Source organism: Pantoea sp. SIMBA_079, assembly GCF_046940275.1.
Lineage (GTDB): Bacteria > Pseudomonadota > Gammaproteobacteria > Enterobacterales > Enterobacteriaceae > Pantoea > Pantoea borealis.
The window spans coordinates 1-237 of the sequence record NZ_JAWRYR010000894.1; the positions used below are offsets into that span (position 1 = coordinate 1).

1 protein-coding gene is annotated in these 237 nt (G+C 62.9%); it reads right to left on the minus strand.

Features of this window, described 5'->3' with window-relative positions:
* Nucleotides 1-109: 109 nt before the first annotated feature.
* Entirely contained in the window at nt 110-229 is a 120-nt protein-coding gene (locus SB719_RS22515) for an AraC family transcriptional regulator (protein WP_412160087.1), read from the minus strand.
* Nucleotides 230-237 lie beyond the last annotated feature (8 nt).

Consider the following 237-nt stretch of genomic DNA (forward strand, 5'->3'; position numbering starts at 1 on the left):
GCCACGCTGATGAATCCGGCCTTCCGGGAACTGGGCGCTGCGTATGCGGTAGACCCCAAGAGTGATGCCGGGATCTACTGGACAGGCGTGTTCGGGACGCCGCAGTAGGTCAGGTAAAGGGGCAATTGCCTGCACGCAACTGCAAGGCCGTACAACCAAACCGACGCCGCACACACTTGCCAAGGTAGCTGGCATCCCCCAGGCCCACCTCATCGGCAATCTGCGCCAGGCTGTGGC